Source organism: Streptomyces sp. NPDC047880, from assembly GCF_040706515.1.
Taxonomy (GTDB): Bacteria; Actinomycetota; Actinomycetes; order Streptomycetales; family Streptomycetaceae; genus Streptomyces.
Map to the genome: position 1 here is coordinate 232,889 of NZ_JBEZOK010000009.1, position 16,430 is coordinate 249,318.

A 16,430-nucleotide genomic window follows, 5' to 3' on the forward strand; every position below is an offset into this window, starting at 1 on the left:
GGAAGTGACGTGCTCCTCACTTTCGCGTGGCGTCGGCCCCGGCCGGGGCGTCCTCGAAGGCCAGGCCCAGGGCGGCCACGCAGTGGTCGAACTTCGCGCGCAGCTCCGACTCGTCGGCCCCGCCGGTGTAGATGTGCGCCAGCTCGTAGCTGTAGCTGTCCTGCCCGGGGAGGTCCGAGAGCCGGTCGCCCTCCGCGGGGACGACCTCGATGCGCACGCCCGGCGTCTCCCGCTCGATGCGGGCGATCTCCTCGGGGCCCGGCACCCGGCGCACCACACCGTCGGTGAACCAGCGGTGGTACCACTTCGCGGCCATGGCGTACTCGCCCTCGCGGTGCGGCATGCGCGGGTCCTCGCCGAGGGCGAGCCGGACCATGCAGTGGTGGTTGGGCACGCCGTCGACGTACTGGAACAGCTCCGCGTGCGACTGGGAGTGCCGTGGGTTGATCTCCAGCAGGTTGATCTCCCGGGTCCGCGGGTCGTAGAAGTACTCGATGCTGAAGGTGGCCGAGTCCATCCCGATCTGCCGCATCACCCGCTCGCTGACGTCGTGCAGTTGCGCGATGGCCGGGGGCGGCAGCATCGAGGGGTACTGGTGGCGCAGGAAGCAGGGGGAGTCCGGGTACTGGATGGAGTCCAGGACCCCGTAGACGGTCACCTCGCCCTGGTGGACGTAGCCCTCTACGGCGACCTGGACGCCGGACATCGACTCCTCCGCGAGGCAGACCCGGCCGCCCACGCCGTTCATCTCCGGGGGCAGGTCGATGCGTTCGAGGATGTGCTCGAAGGGACGGCCGATGCGGGATATGCCGTCGCGGATCTCGGAGACGGCCTTGCGGAACTCCTCCTCGTCATCGACTCCGAAGGCGAGTTCGGAGGAGTACGAGAGAGCGGGTTTGAGCCACATCGGGTAGCTCACGCCCTCCGGCGGGTGCGGCGGCTCGGCCGCCAGGTCGACCTGGCCGAACCGCGGGTGCCGGTCGGTGACCTTCTGCTGCTCCAGCCGGCTCCAGTACTTGTGCTCGCACTTGACCACCGACTCCAGGCCGGTGCTGCGGGTGCCGTAGCGTTCGCTCAGCATCGGGACGAGAGTGCTGACCGGGAAGTCCCAGTAGCCGACGATCGCGTCGATGCTGCCGTCGAACGCGTCGAGCACGCCCTGGGCCTTGTCGAGCAGCGCGGGCAGATCCACTTCGCCGACCTGCAGCTCCTCGATCGTCAGCAGCTGGTGAAAACGCAGCTGGTCGGCTCCTGGGACCTGCTGGAGCGTGGGCAGGTTGGCCTCGTCGAGCCCGATCACGAAGACGTTCTTCACCGTCTCGTCAGACACGGCTCTCCTTCCGACGGTGTACGGCCCGAAGGCCGGCTTGCAAGATCGTCGGAGTACCCGCCGGGCCCGACGGCATTCCGCTCCGGGCACCGCGCCGCGTTCCGGGCGAGAAGGGACATGCCCGCCGCTGAGGTGGGAACGCGGGGCGGGCAAGGACGGCGTGGCCGGTCAACCGAGCGACACCGTGGACGACACCGGCAAAGGGGAAGAGGTGCAGCCCGAGCAGGAACAGTCCGCACCCCGGGCCGTGTCCGAGCCGGACCCGCCCCTCGACTCCGCCAAACAGCGGCGGCCCGGCCTGGAGGCCGACATGCGCCAAGCTGTAAGGGGAGCAGCCGACCGCGGAAAACTTCGAGCTGACGTTCAAGACGGACGTCCACGCGTACTTCCACCTGCGCACGTCCCTGCCGTATCCGGGACGCGGTCATCGCCGCCGCGACCGAGGGGGCCCTCGAGGGCAGCACCACGATGATCGACTACGCAGCGTCCAAGGCCGCGCTGATCACGCTGACCAAGCCCGTCACCACGCACCCGGCCGAGCGAGGGGTACGCGCCGACGTGGTCGCGCCCGGCCCGACCCGGACGCCCCTCAACGAGGCCGGCCCGCAGATGCCACCGGACGGGCTCACCCACAGGGGCAGCGAGGCCCCGCTGCGACGTGCGGCCCGGCCCGAGGAGATCGCTCCGGCATACGTCTGTCTCGCCTCCGACGCCGGTCTCCGGCTGCGCCGTCGGCGAGGTCATCGCGGTGACCGGCGGCATCGTCGACACGCGGTAGCCCGGCTCACACCCCGGCGGGCAGGGGCTGTTCCGCCCAGATGGTCTTGCCCGTGGCCGTCTGGCGGCTGCCCCACCGCTCGGCGAGCTGGGCGACGAGCAGCAGCCCCCGCCCGCCCTCGTCGAAGACCCGGGCACGCCGCAGATGCGGTGCGGTGCTGCTGCCGTCGGACACCTCGCAGATGAGGGTCGCGTCGCGGATCAGCCGCAGCTCGATGGGCGCGCCGCCGTACCGCAGCGCGTTGGTGACCAGCTCACTGACGATCAGTTCGGTGGCGAACTCCGCCTCCGTCAGCCCCCATTCGGCCAGCTGCTCGCCGGCCATCTTGCGGGCCCGGGCGACGGCCGCGGGGTCCGGTGGCAGCTGCCAGGTGCGGACCTTCCCGGCGTCGAGCACGGCCGTCCGCGCCAGCATCAGCACGACGTCGTCGTCGGCGGGCTTGCCGGTCAGCAGCGTGCGCAACACCTGCTCGCAGGTCTCCTCCAGCCCGTCCGCGGGGGTGCTCAGGGCCTGGCGCAGCAAGGCGATCCCGATTTCGACGTCGTGGCCGGGCGCCTCGATCAGACCGTCGGTGTAGAGGGCGAGCAGGCTGTTCTCCTCCAGCCGGACCTCGGAGGCCTCGAACGGCAGGCCGCCCAGGCCCAGCGGCGGCCCGGCCGGCAGGTCCAGGAACCGTACGCCGCCACCGGGCGTGACCAGCGCGGGCGGCGGATGCCCGGCGCGGGCCATGGTGCAGCGGCGGGACACCGGGTCGTACACGGCGTACAGGCAGGTGGCGCCGACCTGCCCCGACGTCTCCTCCGCCCCGCGCACCTCCGGTCCCTCCTCCCGGTCGAGCCGGATGACGAGGTCGTCGAGCTGGGTGAGCAGTTCGTCGGGGGCGAGGTCGACGTCCGCGAGCGTCCGTACGGCGGTCCGCAGACGGCCCATCGTCGCCGACGCGTGGATGCCGTGGCCCACCACGTCGCCCACGACCAGGGCCACCCGGGTGCCGGACAGCGGGATCACGTCGAACCAGTCGCCCCCGATGTCCGCACCGGCCCCGGTCGGCAGGTAGCGGTAGGCGATGTCCATCGCCGCCAGCTCCGGAAGCCGTTCGGGCAGCAGGCTGCGCTGCAGTGCCAGGGCCGTGCGGCGTTCCCGTGTGAAGCGGCGGGCGTTGTCCACGCTCACCGCGGCCCGGGCGACGATGTCCTCCGCGAGCAGCAGGTCGTCCTCGCTGAACGAGTCCGGGGTCCGGTGGCGCAGGAAGTGCACCAGGCCCAGGGTGACGCCCCGGGCGCGCAGCGGCACCATCATCACTGAGTGGATCATGTACCTGGTCACGGTCTCGGCGCGGGCCGGGGAGGCCGTGAGCCACTCCAGGAGTTCCGGGTCCCCCGGCCGGTGCCGGGCGCCCCGCGCGGCGGTCAGGGTCCGCAGCGGAAGCGTCCCCACCGGGTAGTGGACCGTGCCGCCGACGCCCACCACCGACTCGGGACTGCCCTCCAGCACCGACCGTTGCGCGGCGCGCCGCAGCGTGACCGGTGTGTCCGGCGGCAGCGGCCCCGGCTCGTCGCCCCGCGCCACGGATTCCAGCAGATCCACCGTGACGAAGTCCGCGAACCCCGCGGTGACGGCCACCTCCGCCATCTCCTCGGCCGTCCGGTTCACGTCCAGGGTGCTCCCGATCCGCAGACTGGCCTCGTTGATCACCGCCAGCCGGCGTCGGGCCCAGGACTGTTCCGTCGTGTCGAACACGGTCGCCGACATGCCCTGGACCGTGCCGGTCTCGTCCTTCAGCGGCGAGAGGAACATGGACCAGGCGTGCGGCCGTACCTCGCCCGGGGCCTTGCCGTACTGCTCGTGGAAGATCATCTCGCCGGTGCGCAGCACTTCCCGCTGGAGGCGGTCGTAGGTGTCGAAGGGCGGGTTCGGCTCCATCTCCCACAGGGTCAGGCCCTTCATCTCCTCCTCGGAGCGGCCCATCAACTCGCTCATGATGTCGTTGGCGCCCACCAGCCGGGCGTCCCGGTCGTAGACCGCGACCGGGACGGGGAGCTGGTCGAGCGTGAGGTCCCACAGGGGCACGCGCCCGCGCTCGGCCCGCGCGGGCGGGTACGCCGGTGCGGTGCCGGTCACGAGCCAGAGCCGCCGGCCCTCCGCGTCCAGCAACGGCGTCCCCTGCAGCCGGACCACGATCCGGTTGCCCACCCGGTGCCGCAGCGCGACCTCACCGGCCCACCGCAGGCCTTCCTCCACGCGCTGCCGTGTCGACTCCGGGAGACGCGCGGCGAGCAGGTCGGCGACGGCCGTGCCCACGAGCTCGGCGGGTTCGTAGCCGAGCAGGCGGCGCGCACCGTCGCTCCACACCATGATCGCCCCGCCGGCGTCGACGACGACCGCCAAGTCCTCCGGTACGCGTCCCAGCACGGTGCCTCCGGATGTGCCGCCCCGTCTGCTCTCCATTCCCTGCACCCGATTGTCCCGCTACCGGCCCGCCGAGGCTCGTCTGCCGACAGGCGCCGCGGTGACCAGCAGGAACGCTCGGATGGCCACGCGGATCGCCGGCCGGCGCGAGCGGTGCGCCGACGCGAAGGCCGGGAGGTCGTCGAGGGCGGACGTACGTGATCCCGCGCCGGGGAACCGGCCCGGGCCTTCGGGGGGAGGCCACCGGCTCCGTCAGCCGGCCAGGCGCTCCACCAGCAGGAAGCCGCCGATGACGATCATCATCGCACCGGAGACGCGGGTCACCGCCCGGGCCGCGGAGGGCCTGGTCCGCAGGACCGTGCGGGCCAGGACTCCGACGGTGAGGTAGACGACGGCGCAGGCGATCATGTGCAGCGAGCCGAGCAGACCGGTCTGGCCGGCGACCGGCCAGGCCCCCGCGGGGTCGATGAACTGCGGGAACAGGGAGAAGTAGAGGAGCAGGGCCTTGGGGTTCAGCCCGCTGGTCCCGATGCCCCTGAGCATGACCCGCAGACGGGAGGCGCCCTCGCAGCCCGCCTCCTCCCCGGCGGCCGTCAAGGCGGCCGGCTGCCGCAGCACTCCCCAGCCGAGCCACACCAGATAACCGGCCCCGGCCACGGTCAGCGCGGTGAGCAGCGTCGCCGAACTCGCCACGATCACCACCAGCCCCGCCACGGCGAGCAGGGTGTAGCCCGCGTATCCGGCGACCAGCCCGGCGACCGCCGGCACGACCGACCGGTCCCGCAGGCCGGACGTGATCGCGTAGGCCCAGTCCGCGCCGGGGGTGAATATCAGCAGCAGATCCACCGCCAGGAAGGCCGCCAGCGTGGTCGTGTCCATCGATCGTTCCCTCTCACATGCCTTGGTACGAGAGGAAGGTTAGGCCGGATCGCGTCGAAGGTGTTCCCTTCTTTACTCCTTGATCGCGCTGTCTGAGGCAGAATCTTCTCCATGGATGCCCTGGATCAGAAAATTCTTACCGAGCTCCAGCTGGACGGCCGTCTCACGGTCACCGAGCTGGCCGCGCGCGTGAAGCTGAGCGTCTCGCCCTGTCACCGCAGGCTGCGCGACCTCGAACGCGGAGGTGCGATCCGCGGCTACCGCGCGGTGGTGGACCCGGCCGCCGTGGGCCTGAACTTCGAGGCCCTCGTCTTCGTCACCATGCGCCTGGAGGACGCCGACACGGTCTCCGCGTTCGAAGAGGCGGTGGCCGCAGTCCCGCACGTGCTCCAGGCCCAGCGGCTGTTCGGCGACCCCGACTACCTCCTGCGCGTCGCCGCCACCGACCTGACCGCCTTCCAGCAGCTCTATGACCAGCAGCTCGCCCGGCTCCCCGGCGTCCAGCGCCTCAACTCCACCCTCGTCATGAAGCACGTCGTCGACGACCGCCCGCTGCCCGGATGAGCGGCCCTCCGCGGCCGGTGCCCTCGCACCGGGTGCGCCGGGGCACCCGGTCGGTTCACGGCCCGTGTGTGTGCGCCGCCGGGCAAACACCCGTGCGCTCCAGGGCAATCGCTCCGCTCGCGCCGGTCCTGGCGTGGTGACGTCCCTTGCACCAGCCGCTCGGAAACGAGGAAGCAGCACATGCCGTACATCACCGTGGGTCAGGAGAACTCCACCGCCATCGACCTCTACTACGAGGACCACGGATCCGGGCAGCCGGTCGCGGACCGGGTCGCCAAGGTCGCCTTCCTCGCCTCCCTGGAGCCCTGCCTGTTCAAGTCCGACGACAACCCGCGGATCAGCGAGGAGGCCGTCCGCCGCAGCTGGGACGTCGCCGCCGGGACCTGTTGCGCTCCCCGGCGGCCGGGCCCGGGGTCGCGGCCGTCGCCAGGCGCTGGGGCTTCACCAGCCCCAGCCACTTCAGCCGTTCCTTCCGAGCGGCGTACGGGATGACGCCCCGTGAGTGGCAACTGCACGGCTTGTCCGGTGAGAGGACGGGCAAGGGCGTGGGGCCAGGCGCAGGCACAGGCGCAGGCACGGGCGCAGGCGCAGGCACAGGCACAGGCACAGACGCAAGGCCGGTCGCAGGCTTGGGCGCGGGCGCCGTGAGCACCAACGCGGTGGAGCGGGAACGTCCCGAGGGAACGGCTCGTTGCCTATGAGTTCGCCCGTCCACGTTCGCCCGTCCACGTTCGCCCGTCCACGTTCGCCCGTCCGCGTTCGCCCGTCCGCGTTCGCCCGTCCGCGTTCGCCCCCATCCGTACGCGCCCGCGGCCGAGTTCGCCCGTACCACCGACCCGAGGAGCACCGTGCCCGGCACCGAGCCCGACCCGTCCACCGCCCTCCCCGCACTCCCGCCCCTGAGCGTGCAGGCCGAGCGGCTGATCGAGCTGGGGGTGCACGAGATCGGCGGGCTGTCCGCCGAGGAGATCCGCACGTTCGCCGCGGAGGCCGGGGCCGTCGGCGACGGTGCCCTGCTGGCCGTACATCCGGACCGTGCCCCCGCCTCCGCCCTCGCGCCACTGCTCCGCCGCGACGGCAAGCCGGGTTTCGTCGTCGTCGACATGCCCGACGTCGACGAGTTCGCCCCCAGCGCGCTCGACCTGCCCGACGCGCCGCTCTACCTCGTCACGGGGATCGACCGCGGGGACCACATGGCCAACTGGTCCCCGGACGAGGCCCTGCCCGCCCTCACCAAGGAGGACCGCACCCCGCTGGTGCTCACCGAGGGCATCCACTGGGTGCTCCAGCAACCCGGGGCCCTGGAGCGCAACCGCTGCTTCATGACCATCGGTTCCCGGCTGAGCAAGCCCAACGGCACCCTGGACGCCCGCACCCCGGCCCTCTGGATCAGCAACGGCACCGGCAGGGACGGCCGCGAGCGCCGCAACGCCCCCAAGGTCGGCTGGTGCTGGTGGAACAACCGCCACACCTGGCTGGGCTTCGCCTCCGCGACGGGCCGCCGGGGCTGAGGCGTCACTGCGCGAACCGGGTGAGCGCTGCCGGCCGGCCCGCGGACAGTGCGGCGAGACCCGCGCGCGCGTCGTCCCGCACGTCCGCGGGAACGCGGGCGTCCAGCGCGAGCACGGCACGGTACTCGGCGGCGGCCTCGGCCCGTTCGCCGAGACGGGCCAGCGCGTGGGCCAGATGCAGATGGACCTTGCCCGCCTGCTTGTGCCATCCGCGGGCGTCGAACTGCCCGCGGATGGACCGCAGCGCGTCGACGGCCTCCTCCCACCGCTCCTCGTCGAGATGGACGAAAGACACCGCGTAGAGCGCCGACAGGGCGGTGAACTCCCGCACGTTGGGCGGAATCCGGTCCTGGTGGCGGGGGTCCGCGAGCGCGTCCATGATGCCCCGGCAGGTCTCCACGGCCGCGTGCGCGCGCCCCGCCCCGCGCAGCACCCGGATCATCCCGCAGGAGACCTGGAGGTAACCGTTGACGTCGTCCGCCGCCGTGAACAGCCGCGCGGCCCGGTGATAGTGATCGGCCGCGAGCGGCAGATCGTCCACGGCGTCCCGCAGCCAGCCGAGACAGGCGTATGCCCATGCCTGCTGGAGGGTGTCCCCGGCCGCCCGGGCGAGACGCAGCGCGCTCGTGGCCGACTCCACCGCCTCCTCGTGCCGGCGGGCGCAGGCCCAGTACGCCCAGGCGAGGTAGTTGCGGTGGGTCGCCTCCAGTGTGGCGTCCCGCAGGGCCGCCCCGGCCGCGGCGGCCCGCTCGTAGACCTCGACCCAGTGGCCCCACGAGACCCAGTGGTCGGAGAACCAGTGCATGGCCTCCGCGACCTCCACGACGCGCGTGTGCTCGCCGTGCGCCGCGGCATCGCGGAACGCGGCCAGCCAGGTGTCGCCCTCGGCCCTGATCCAGCGCGCCGCCTGCTCGCGGTCGTCCAGGGCGACCAGCCGGCCCGGGTCCTCCGGTGGTCTGCCGTAGTCCGGCTCGTGCCAGCGGCCGGCGAGGACGGCCGTGTCCAGCAGCCAGTGCCGCAGCCGGGACCGCGCGGCGAGCGAGCCCTCCTCTCCGTCCTCCGAGCGGCGACGGGCCGCCGCGTACAGGCGCAGCAGATCGTGCAGCCGGTAACGGTCCTGACGAGACGTCATGAGCAGTCCGGCCTCCAGCAGTTCCTCCAGGAGGTCCTCGGCGTCGGCCGGCGGCACGTCCGCGAGCACGGCGGCCGCGGCCGCGCCGAAGTCCCCGCCCGGCAGGAGCGACAGCAAGCGGAACATCCGGGCGGCGTCGGGGGCGAGCCGGGAACAGGACAACGCGAAGGCCGAGTTGACCTTCAGGTCGCCCGCGCTGAGCGCGTCGAGCCGCCGGTCCTCGTCCGCGAGGCGGCCGGCCAGCCGCTCCAGGCTCCAGTTGGTGCGGGTGGCGGCCCAGTTCGCGGCCACCCGCAACGCCAGCGGCAGATGCCCGCACAGCCCGGCCACGACGTCCGCGGCCCCCGGTTCGGCGTCCACGCGCCCGGCACCCACCACGGCACGCAGCAGGGTGGCGGACTCCCGCGGGTTCAGCGCCCCGAGCGCGACGCGCCGCACCCCCTCCAGACCGGCGAGCGTACGGCGGCTCGTCACCACCACGAGCAGCCGCCCCGCGCGCGGCAGCAACGGCCTGACCTGGGCCTCGCTGCCCGCGTTGTCCAGCACCAGGACCGCGCGCAGCCCCGCGGCGACCTGGTGGTAGCGGGCCAGACGCTCCTGGGCGGTCAGCCGGGCCAGTTCGGCGTCCCCGACACCCCACGTGCCCAGCAGCCCCGTCACGGCCTGCTCCGCGGACGGTGGCCGCTCGTCCAGACCTCGCATGTCCACCAGGAACGCCCCGTCGGGGCAGGGCGTCGACGGCTCCTCGGCCAGCCGGACCGCCAGCGAGGTCTTCCCGCTTCCGGGCGGGCCGGACACCACGGCCACCGGCGGCGCAACTCCCCGGCCCTCGGCGGCCTCCCGCACGAGAGCGCGCAGCTCGGTCAGTTCCGCCTGCCGGCCGACGAAGTCCCGGACGCCCCTCGGCAGCGTGTGGCCGACGCCCTGACCGACTCGGCGGTCCGTGCTCCGGGGCGGGCCGCGCGGGCTGCCGCGAGGAGGCCGGCGTGTGCCGCCTCGTCCAGACCGAGGCCCTGGGCGAGTGCGGTGACGGTGCTCCGGTGCGGACGCCGGCTCCGGCCCCGCTCCATGTCGCCGATGGCCCGCCCCGAGATCCCCGACGCCTCGGCCAGTTCCTCGATCGTCAGCCGGCGGCTCTGCCGGAGCGTGCGCAGCAGCCGGCCGAACGGCGCCGTGATCCCCACCCCAGTGCCCACCGCGCGATGATACGGCGCCGACCTGCGGTCCTGCCGCGGACCGAGGACCCGCCGGCTGCCGGCGGCCGTGCCGAGGCACCGTCCGGTACTTGAACCCGGGGCGGATCTGGGCGAATCTGACCGCTGCCGAACGAGGCACCGGGGGCGATCGTGATCACGTCGGTCTCTCCCGTTCCGGGATCGAGGTGAGGGAGGGGCTTGAGGCCATGGACGTGCCAGCCGTGGCCGGGGACCTTCTGGCGTCCCTGGCGGCACGGGCCGACGCGGATGTCGCCGCCGGGGCGCAGCGGTACTTCCCCCACGGCATTCGCGCCCTGGGGGTGCGCAACGCCTCCGTCGTCGAGCTCGCGAACGGCTGCTTCCGTGCCCGGCCGGACATCCCCCCGGCGACCCGCCTGGCCCTGACGGAAGAGGTGCTGTCCCGCGCCTCGCACCACGAGGAGGTCCTGCTGGGTTTCGCGCTCCTGCACAAGGTCGCGAGGACCGGGCTGGGTGACGAACTCCTCGACCGCTGCGAGCACTGGCTCGAAGCGTATGTGTCCAACTGGGCGCAGTGCGACGACCTCTGCCTGAAGCTGCTGTACCCGTTCTTCCTCGGCCACCTCGACCGGATCCCGCGGACGCGGCGCTGGGTCGCGTCCCGGTCGCCCTGGGCGAGACGCGCGGCGAACGTGGCCGTCGTGAAGTTCGTACGGCGCACCGTGGGGCGCACGGTGTTCGAACTGCCCCTGTCCCACGTCTTCGACAACTGCACCCGGCTCATGCACGACCAGGACGTGTACGTGCAGAAGGGCTGCGGGTGGCTGCTCAAGGTCACCGCCGAGGTCCATCAGGACGAAGTGGCCGCGTTCCTGCGCACGTGGCACGGCCGAATGGCCCGCACCACCTTCCGGTACGCCATCGAGAAGATGGACCCGGCGACGCGGACGTCCCTGATGGCGCTGGGCAAGGAGCCCCCCGGGTGAACATGGCCGGCACTATGTGATGAACCGTCAACCAAGAGGAGAAGCGAGCCGTGTTACTCGTCGACGGGCAACCGTATGTCGGTCACCACTGCGAATCGACATCCCTGGTCAACCTCCTTGGGCAACACGGTGTCGACCTGTCGGAGCCACTCGTCTTCGGCCTCGGCAGCGGCTTGTCCTTCACCTACTGGCGCACCAAGCAGATGCCCGCACCGTTCCTCGGCGGCCGTGTCAAGCCGGACCGGCTGACCGCGCATGTCACCGAGGTGCTCGGCCTGCGCCTGAGGGTCAGGGAGACCTCCTCCGAGAAGCGGGCCCGCGAACAACTGCTCCAGGACCTCGACTCGGGGACGGTGGTCGGTCTCAAGCTCGACCGCTACGAGCTCGACTACTCCACGGACGACTACCGGTTCGCCGCCCACTACGTCGCCTGCGTCGGCTACGACGGCGACAGATTCGCCCTCGTCGAGACCAGGCCGCTGGGGCTTCGGTGGGCCTCCGGCGAGTCCCTGACGCGTGCGCGCAGCGCCCGGGGCCCGATGAGCTCGCGCAACCTCTCCTTCACCATCGCCCCTCCGGACGGCCCGCTGCCCGACCTGGGCGAGGCCGCCCGCCGAGCCGTCAGGACGACGGCGGAGAGCTTCCTGAACCCTCCGATCGCCAACCTGGGCTTCAAGGGCATGCACAAGGCCGCCGATCTGATGCCCGGCTGGATCGACGACCTCGCATCGCCCCGGGAGGCGCTCGTCGAGATCGCCACGATCATGGAGGAGGGCGGAACCGGTGGCGGCTTCTTCCGCACCATGTGGGCGGACTTCCTCGCCGAGACCGCCGAACTCACGGGTGCGGCGGAGTTCCGCGACCTGTCGGACGCGTACCGCCTGGTGTCGAGGACCTGGACCAGGGTGGCTGAGCTCCTCCACGAGGCGGGAACCACCAGGGACCGGGCTCCCCTCCAGCACGCGTCGAAGCTGGTGCACGAACTCGCGCAGGAGGAGCAACGCCTGATGCGGCGGCTGTCGGACGCTGCCTGAGCCCCGGGCGCCTTCCTGTTGCGGGTTCTCGCGGAGGAACGCGGTGAGAGGTGCGAACGGGACGAGCCGGCACGGGCGCCTCCGGGGCACTCAGGCGGGTTCGCCCGCAGTGCCCCGCAGCGCCTGGTACACGGACCACACCACAGCCACCAGGGGTACGGCCACCACCGCACCGATCACCCCCGCCGCGACCGCCCCGCCGACCACCGCCAGGGCGACCACCACCGGGTGGAGCCGGACGGCCCAGCTCATCACCACGGGGTGCAGCACGTGCCCCTCGATCTGGCCGATGACCACGATCAGAGCGACGACCACCAGGGCGATGAGCGGTCCCTTCGACGCCAGGGCGACGACCGCCGCGATCGCCAGTGCGATGGGCGATCCGATCAGGGGGATGAAGGCGGCCATGAACTCCAGCAGGGCCAACGGCACGGCGAGCGGCACACCGAGGGCGAACAGCGCGATGCCCACGAGGACCGCGTTGGTCGCCGCCACCAGCAGAATGCCGTGCGTATACCCGGTGAAGGTCCGCCAGGCGGCCCCCGCCCCGACCGCGAACCGCTGCCGGGCCCGGCGGGGAAGCTGGGCGCACAGCCACTGCCACTGCTTCTCACCGGAGTGAGTGAAGAAGACCGCGCAGAACAGGGCCAGAGCGAGCACGGTCAGCACCTCCACCAGCCGGGTCGCGCCGCTGAGCGCCGTACTGATGAGGGCGGAACGGTGGTCCGACAGGAGCTTGCCGATGCGGGACTGGAGGTCGTCGAACGCGTTCGCGGGAAGCCGGAAGGGCGGCTCCTCAAGGCGCCGTTCGATCCGGTCGATGCCCGCCACGAACTCCTTCTCCAGCCCGGTCCGCTGGTCCGCCACGGTCTCACCCACCAGGGCCAGCGCCCCGAGGACGAGGACGATGCCGCCGATGAGGGCGGTGGCCACCGCGAGCGGCCGGGGCATGACCCGGGCCAGCAGCCCCGCCACGGGCCGGAGCACCGCCGTGATGACGAGACCGAGGAAGAGGGCGACGGCGATCCGGTGGAACTGCCCGAGCACGGAGAACGCGACCCTGACGACGATGCCGACGGCGATGAGCCGCCACGCGTACGCGGCCGCGGTGCGCAGCACGCCCGGTACGCGGGACTCGGCGTCGTCCAGGCGCGGCAGCGCCGAGGCGGGGGGATCGGAGGGCGTCGACATCTCATGCCCGTACCACCCACCGGCCGCCGAAGCGCGGAGCGGGCCCGCAATTCCCCCGAAGGCCGGTACCCGCCTGGCCCCCCCGGAGCGCTGTGCCGCGGGTCCGTCGTGTCCGGGGCCGCCTTACTCCGCCCGTGCCTGTCGCTCGGGGAAGCCGAAGGAGTAGCCCTGTTCCTTCAGCCACGGCAGGACCTCGCGCAGGGCGGCGACGGTCTGCGAGCGGTCTCCTCCCGCGTCGTGGAAGAGGAGGGTCGGGCCGTTGGCGATCTCGTCCTTCACGGTGGCGACGATGGCGTTCGTGCCGGGGCGCTCGAAGTCCTTGGAGTCGATGTTCCAGCCGAGCGGGCGCATGCCGTGCGATGCGGCGAGACGACGGCTGTAGGGGGTGAAGGCACCTCCGGGCGCCCGGTAGTACTGGGGGCGGACGCCTCCGGACGCCTCGGTGATCATGCGCTCGGCGTCCAGGATCTGCCGGGACTGGTACGACGTGGGCTTGCGGTCCATGGTGACGTCGTGTGCGACCGTGTGGTCGCAGAGCCGGTGCCCGGCCGCCACGACCGCCTTGACCAGGTCCGGGTGGGCCTTGGCCTGCCCGCCCACCATGCAGAACGTGGCCTTCACACCGTTGTCCCGCAGCACCCGCAGCACCTCGGGCGTCCACACGGGGTCCGGTCCGTCGTCGATGGTGATGTTGACGCCGCGGTCGCCCGCGTCCGAGGCATGCGCGATGTCCGCCGAGACGGGCGTCGTCTTGCCCTGCGACGCGGCGGGTGGCGCGGCGACGCCCTGGGCGGGTCGCCCTTCGGCGGAACCGAGTTGCGCGTTCCAGAACGAGGTCAGGCCCGCCACCGCGGTCACCCCGAGCGCCGCCGCCGCCACTTTGGCGTACCATCCCCGTCCGCCGCTTCGCACCATGTCTTCCGTTCCTTCGCCGTCGCCGTGGAGCCCGTGCATACGGCAAGAGGGCGGAAGGCGCCCGGTGGATCCGTCTGTTACGGATCACGGACAAACCCGTTTCGGCGAGGACACGGCGACCGACGTTCCGGCGGCGACGCGGACGGGGCGCATCGTGCGGGTGCGCTTCGGGGGGTGCTCCGGACCGGTTCGTTCTAGTCGTCGCCGCGTGCCAGGACGCGGCGTGCGGCCTCGGCCTCGGCCGCGGGCGGGGACAGTTCGTCGAGAGTGTCGAGCTCGTCGTCCGCCTCCAGTTCCCGTTCCCAGGCCGCCGCGAGGCGTTCCTGCTCCTCGCGGGGCCTGGCACCGACCGCTTCACGGTGCTCCGGGTCCAGTGCTGCGAGGAATCGTCCGAGCGGGTCCGTGGGCATGCGAGGCTCCTTGTCGTGGGGAAGGGGCGCGACCTGCCCCAGCATGGCCGAACCGCTGCGCCCCGGCCGCTCGACACAGCCGGGGGACACCGCGTTGGCCCCTTCGCCCGCTCGCTGCCTTCTGCCACGTCCCGCTCCGGGCAGGTCAGGGGCCGAACTCGTGCGACGGCCGGTCACCTTGTCGATCAGTGGTGACGGTGGCAGGGTGGACGCCGCCTGCCGACGTACAGCCTTCCAGGAGCTCCGCCATGTCCAGCAGCTTCCGTCCTGACTTCGGGCTCACCGCGCAGGACTACGGCCGCCACCGCGCCGGATTCCCGCCGCAGATCGTCACGCACCTCCATCGGCACGGCATCGCCTTCCCCGGCAAGGACGTACTCGACATCGGAACGGGCACCGGCACCCTGGCCCGGCTGTTCGCGCAGGCGGGGGCGCGGGTCACCGGCGTGGACCCGGCGGCGCCGCTGCTCGAGCAGGCTCGCGAGCTGGACGGGGAAGCCGGGGTGGAGATCGACTACCGGGTCGGCACGGCCGAATCGACGGGGCTGCCGGACGCGTCCTACGACGTGGTGGCCGCCGGCCAGTGCTGGCACTGGTTCGACGCGCCGAAGGCCACGTCAGAGGTGAGGCGGCTGCTGCGACCCGGTGGGCGGGCGGTCATCGCCCACTTCGACTGGCTGCCCCTGCCGGGCAACGTGGTCGAGGCGACCGAGGAGCTGATTCGCTCCTTCAACCCGGCCTGGACGCTGGGCGGCGGTACCGGGCTGTACCCGCGCTGGCTGACCGACCTGGCCACCGCCGGCTTCACCGGCATCGAGACCTTCTCCTTCGACCTGACCGTGCCGTACCCGCCCGAGGCGTGGCGGGGCCGGATCCGGGCCAGCGCCGGGGTCGGCGCCAGCCTGCCGCCGGACGAGGTGGCACGCTTCGACGACGCCCTCGGCCGCGTGCTGCGCGAGCGTTTCCCCGGCGAGGTGGTCCAAGTCCCGCATCGCACCTGGGCCGTTGTGGCGACGAGGGGCGACGGCTGAGCACGCGCAGCAGCCCCGGGCTGCATCCCGTTCGAGACGACCGACCTCGACTCCGGCACCTGGACCCCCTCCACCGGTCTACGACCTGCCCGCCGAACGCCGCCACGGCACCGTGCCGCCGGTCACCCAGGCCGAGTACCACCGGCTGCTGCGCGCCTACCAGCCCGACCGGATCGTGCAGAGCGTCGAGGACGTGTCGGTGAAGACCCGGGTCGGCGACGCACCGGTCCTGCCGGCCACGGTGATCGCCGCGTACACCGACGGCGTCAAGCGGCCCGTCTGCCCGCCGGGTTGCCGCTGAGCCTCATGACCTCGGTGCCCGTGAGGGCCCGGTCGTAGCGTCGGATCCGGTGACCTCGTACGTCACCGGCTCGTTGAAGTCGTGCGTGCTGCCGGATGCGGCTACGTCTGCGCCGACGCGAACATCGGCGTGGCCGTCTCCGACTCACCCACCGGCCCCTTCAAGGACGCCCTGGGCGAGCCGCTGCTGAAGGGCGGTGACTTCCGCGGCCAGATGATCGACCCGGCGGTCTTCACCGACGACGACGGCAAGCAGTACCTCTACGGGGGCAACGGCCGCGCCTGCGTCGTCCCGCTCGGTGACGACATGACCTCCGTCGACACCGAGCGGGTGATCACCTCCCCGGCCGGCGCCTCCCCGGCCGCGCCGAGGCTGACCGGCACGGCGGCGTTCACCCTGGGTGCCGAGAGTGGCTACGCCTTCAGAGTCACCGTCACCGACGACCCGGACACCTTCCGCATCAAGATCTGGAAGAAGTCCACCGGCGAAGTCCTCGAGGACAACAGGACCGGCGCCAGGTCGAAGGGGGTCGTCACCATCGGACATTTCCGATGAGGAGTTGTACGGAGGCCTTCCACGCCCTCGGCGAACAACGGCTGCCGCGGGCAAAGCCAACTCGTCGCGGAAACCGGACCGGGCCCGGTCTCCGCGACCTGCGTTTTCGCGCAAGTCGTGGTATTGCGCGAGGCGACGCGGTATCTCGCCGCTCGCGTGCGAGAAAGGGCGATCCAGGTAAGCTGGATGAGGGCACGGCGATGTCTCGTAACAGAAGGAGCCCGCATAA

14 protein-coding genes and 4 pseudogenes are annotated in these 16,430 nt (G+C 72.2%); 10 read left to right on the forward strand and 8 right to left on the reverse strand.

Going from position 1 to position 16,430, the window contains the following annotated elements; translation table 11 throughout:
• Positions 1-16: 16 nt before the first annotated feature.
• Positions 17-1,330, reverse strand: coding sequence for an ATP-grasp domain-containing protein (locus AB0937_RS16970; protein WP_366712494.1), 1,314 nt, complete (start codon positions 1,328-1,330; stop codon positions 17-19).
• A 468-nt stretch (positions 1,331-1,798) separates the two neighbouring features.
• Here AB0937_RS16970 and AB0937_RS16975 point away from each other — a divergent pair.
• Positions 1,799-1,984: pseudogene (locus AB0937_RS16975) on the forward strand (SDR family oxidoreductase); the annotation flags it as partial.
• 130 nt (positions 1,985-2,114) lie between these two features.
• Here the strand turns inward: AB0937_RS16975 and AB0937_RS16980 are convergent.
• Both AB0937_RS16980 and AB0937_RS16985 read right to left on the reverse strand, forming a co-directional pair.
• Complete coding sequence (locus AB0937_RS16980) at positions 2,115-4,556, reverse strand: SpoIIE family protein phosphatase (RefSeq protein ID WP_366712495.1); 2,442 nt, start codon at positions 4,554-4,556, stop codon at positions 2,115-2,117.
• A gap of 213 nt (positions 4,557-4,769) precedes the next feature.
• Positions 4,770-5,396, reverse strand: a complete 627-nt coding sequence (locus AB0937_RS16985; protein WP_366712496.1) for a LysE family translocator — start codon at positions 5,394-5,396, stop codon at positions 4,770-4,772.
• A 111-nt stretch (positions 5,397-5,507) separates the two neighbouring features.
• Between AB0937_RS16985 and AB0937_RS16990 the strand changes: the two genes are divergently transcribed.
• The 4 genes and pseudogenes from AB0937_RS16990 (at position 5,508) to AB0937_RS17005 (ending at position 7,471) form a co-directional block, all read left to right on the forward strand.
• Entirely contained in the window at positions 5,508-5,960 is a 453-nt protein-coding gene (locus AB0937_RS16990) for an Lrp/AsnC family transcriptional regulator (RefSeq protein WP_366712497.1), read from the forward strand.
• Between the two features lie 180 nt (positions 5,961-6,140).
• Positions 6,141-6,341: pseudogene (locus AB0937_RS16995) on the forward strand (hypothetical protein); the annotation flags it as partial.
• A gap of 26 nt (positions 6,342-6,367) precedes the next feature.
• Positions 6,368-6,661 (forward strand): annotated as a pseudogene (locus AB0937_RS17000) (AraC family transcriptional regulator); the annotation flags it as partial.
• Positions 6,662-6,808: 147 nt separating this feature from the next.
• Positions 6,809-7,471, forward strand: a complete 663-nt coding sequence (locus AB0937_RS17005; RefSeq protein ID WP_366712498.1) for a DUF5701 family protein — start codon at positions 6,809-6,811, stop codon at positions 7,469-7,471.
• 4 nt (positions 7,472-7,475) lie between these two features.
• Here the strand turns inward: AB0937_RS17005 and AB0937_RS17010 are convergent, their stop codons facing one another.
• A complete protein-coding gene (locus AB0937_RS17010; protein ID WP_366712499.1) occupies positions 7,476-9,449 on the reverse strand; it encodes a transcriptional regulator in 1,974 nt (657 codons plus the stop codon).
• Positions 9,450-9,466: 17 nt separating this feature from the next.
• Complete coding sequence (locus tag AB0937_RS17015; protein WP_366712500.1) at positions 9,467-9,799, reverse strand: helix-turn-helix transcriptional regulator; 333 nt, start codon at positions 9,797-9,799, stop codon at positions 9,467-9,469.
• 206 nt (positions 9,800-10,005) lie between these two features.
• Here AB0937_RS17015 and AB0937_RS17020 point away from each other — a divergent pair, with 206 nt between their 5' ends.
• Together AB0937_RS17020 and AB0937_RS17025 are read left to right on the forward strand one after the other, a co-directional pair.
• Positions 10,006-10,764 (forward strand): DNA alkylation repair protein, encoded by a 759-nt coding sequence (locus AB0937_RS17020; protein ID WP_366712502.1) that lies wholly within the window; start codon positions 10,006-10,008, stop codon positions 10,762-10,764.
• A 50-nt stretch (positions 10,765-10,814) separates the two neighbouring features.
• Positions 10,815-11,798, forward strand: a complete 984-nt coding sequence (locus tag AB0937_RS17025; protein ID WP_366712504.1) for a BtrH N-terminal domain-containing protein — start codon at positions 10,815-10,817, stop codon at positions 11,796-11,798.
• Positions 11,799-11,888: 90 nt separating this feature from the next.
• Here AB0937_RS17025 and AB0937_RS17030 read toward each other — a convergent pair whose 3' ends face one another.
• The 3 genes from AB0937_RS17030 to AB0937_RS17040 all read right to left on the reverse strand — a co-directional run bounded on the left by AB0937_RS17030 (position 11,889) and on the right by AB0937_RS17040 (position 14,314).
• Positions 11,889-12,989: an AI-2E family transporter gene (locus AB0937_RS17030; protein WP_366712505.1), complete on the reverse strand. Its 1,101-nt coding sequence runs from the start codon at positions 12,987-12,989 to the stop codon at positions 11,889-11,891.
• Positions 12,990-13,112: 123 nt separating this feature from the next.
• Positions 13,113-13,904: a polysaccharide deacetylase family protein gene (locus AB0937_RS17035; protein ID WP_366712507.1), complete on the reverse strand. Its 792-nt coding sequence runs from the start codon at positions 13,902-13,904 to the stop codon at positions 13,113-13,115.
• Between the two features lie 194 nt (positions 13,905-14,098).
• Positions 14,099-14,314 (reverse strand): hypothetical protein, encoded by a 216-nt coding sequence (locus tag AB0937_RS17040; RefSeq protein ID WP_366712509.1) that lies wholly within the window; start codon positions 14,312-14,314, stop codon positions 14,099-14,101.
• 248 nt (positions 14,315-14,562) lie between these two features.
• Here AB0937_RS17040 and AB0937_RS17045 point away from each other — a divergent pair, with 248 nt between their 5' ends.
• The 3 genes and pseudogenes from AB0937_RS17045 to AB0937_RS17055 form a co-directional block, all read left to right on the forward strand.
• On the forward strand, positions 14,563-15,345 hold the full coding sequence (locus tag AB0937_RS17045; protein ID WP_366712510.1) for a methyltransferase domain-containing protein: 783 nt from the start codon (positions 14,563-14,565) through the stop codon (positions 15,343-15,345).
• Positions 15,346-15,457: 112 nt separating this feature from the next.
• Complete coding sequence (locus tag AB0937_RS17050; protein ID WP_366712512.1) at positions 15,458-15,646, forward strand: Ig-like domain-containing protein; 189 nt, start codon at positions 15,458-15,460, stop codon at positions 15,644-15,646.
• Positions 15,647-15,754: 108 nt separating this feature from the next.
• Positions 15,755-15,997, forward strand: a pseudogene (locus tag AB0937_RS17055) (family 43 glycosylhydrolase); the annotation flags it as partial.
• Between the last annotated feature and the right edge of the window lie 433 nt (positions 15,998-16,430).